The 1,581-nt window shown below is 75.8% G+C and carries 2 protein-coding genes and 1 pseudogene; all 3 read left to right on the top strand.

All coding sequences use genetic code 11. The features are described 5' to 3' along the window. A pseudogene (locus tag DW299_RS19490) lies at positions 1 to 138 on the top strand (16S rRNA (cytidine(1402)-2'-O)-methyltransferase); the annotation flags it as partial. Positions 139 to 154: 16 nt separating this feature from the next. Then, positions 155 to 781, top strand: coding sequence for a class I SAM-dependent methyltransferase (locus DW299_RS08160; RefSeq protein ID WP_136036295.1), 627 nt, complete (start codon positions 155 to 157; stop codon positions 779 to 781). Between the two features lie 51 nt (positions 782 to 832). After that, positions 833 to 1,581 (top strand): LacI family DNA-binding transcriptional regulator (locus tag DW299_RS08155; RefSeq protein WP_136036294.1); only part of this gene is annotated, 749 nt, incomplete at its 3' end.

The following is a 1,581-nucleotide window of genomic DNA, read 5'->3' as shown; positions in this document are numbered from 1 at the left end:
GACGACGCGCTGGCCCAGGTGCAGGCCCTGGTCGCGGACGGCACGCGCCTGAAGGAGGCCGCGGCCGAGGTGGCGGCGCAGACCGGCCTCTCCACGCGCGACCTCTACCAGGCCGCCCTCGCCGCCCGTACCCGATGAGCTCGGGGGGCACCCGGTGACGACACCGGCGGAGGCGCACGACGCCATCGCGGCCGCCTACGACCACCGCGCCGCGGAGTACGTCGCGATCGCCGGCACGGTGGAGCAGCTGGACCCCCGCGACCGCGACACGATCGATCGCTGGCGCCGAGCCACCTCGGGTGCCCTGCTCGACGCCGGGTGCGGTCCCGGGCTGTGGACGCGGTTCCTCCACGACGCGGGGCACGACGTGTCGGGCATCGACCTGTCGGCGGAGTTCGTCGCGGAGGCCCGCACGCGGCACCCCGGCCTCGACGTCACCCAGGGCTCCTTCCTCGCGCTGCCGCAGCCCGCCGGGTCGCTGGGCGGCGTCCTCGCGTGGTACTCGCTCATCCACACGCCGCCGACCGAGGTGCCCGCCGCGCTCGCCGAGTTCGCGCGCGTGCTCGCGCCAGGGGGACGACTGCTGCTGGGCTTCTTCGACGGCGAGCCGCGCGCGCCGTTCGACCACGCGATCACGACCGCGTACTTCTGGTCGGCGGAGGCGCTCACGCCGCTGCTCGCCGCCGCGGGGCTCGAGGTCGAGGGGACCGAGACCCGCGCCCGCGTGCCCGGGGAGGCGAGCACGCGCCCGCACGGTGCGCTGATCGCCCGCCGGGTCTGATCTACGCTGTCCTGACACCCGATCCGACGACTCGACCCTGGGGGATCCGCCGTGAGCAAGGCCGCGACCGTGTACGACGTCGCCGCGCACGCGGGCGTCTCGATCGCCACCGTGTCGCGGGTGCTGCGGTCGCCCGATGCCGTACGACCGGCGACCCGCGAGCGGGTGCTCGATGCGGTCACGGCTCTCGGCTACGTCCCGAGCGGAAGCGCGCGCGGGCTGGCCGAGCGCCGGACGGGCGTGCTGGGCCTGTACTTCCCGGGGTTCGACGCGGCGGAGGACGCCCCCGCGCTCGACGTCCTGTCGAGTGCGGGAGCCGCGGCCCCGCCGTTCACGGTGGTGGAGGACGAGGGCGAGCCCGGCGCTCCTGCCACCTCGATGCTGTTCCTGGACGAGGTGCTGCGCGGGGCCGAGCTGGAGGCGTGGAAGCAGGGCTTCGTGCTGATGGTGGGCGTGGGGCGCGACGACCCCGACCGGTCGACCGTGCGGGACATGGCCGGTCGTGTCGACGGGCTCATGGTGCTCGCGAGCAGCGTGCCGGACGACGTGCTGGCGCGGCTCGCGCGCCGCATCCCGGTCGTGGTCCTGTCCGGTCCGCCGCGCGGCGACGACTACGACCACGTCACGGTCAGCAACGCCGAGGCGATGGGCGAGCTCACGCGGCACGTTCTCGCGCAGGTCGGGGAGGGTGCGGTCGCGTTCCTCGCGGGTCCCGCGGACTCGCCCGACGCGGAGCAGCGGCGCGAGGGCGTGGTGGCGGCCGTGGCGGCGTCGGGCCGGGCGACCGAGGAGCTGCGGCT

It is taken from the genome of Microbacterium sp. K35 (genome assembly GCF_004794375.1).
Classification (GTDB): Bacteria; Actinomycetota; Actinomycetes; order Actinomycetales; family Microbacteriaceae; genus Microbacterium; species Microbacterium sufflavum.
The sequence above is the reverse complement of the archived record's forward strand: the minus strand, read 5'-3'. Positions and strand labels throughout refer to the sequence as shown.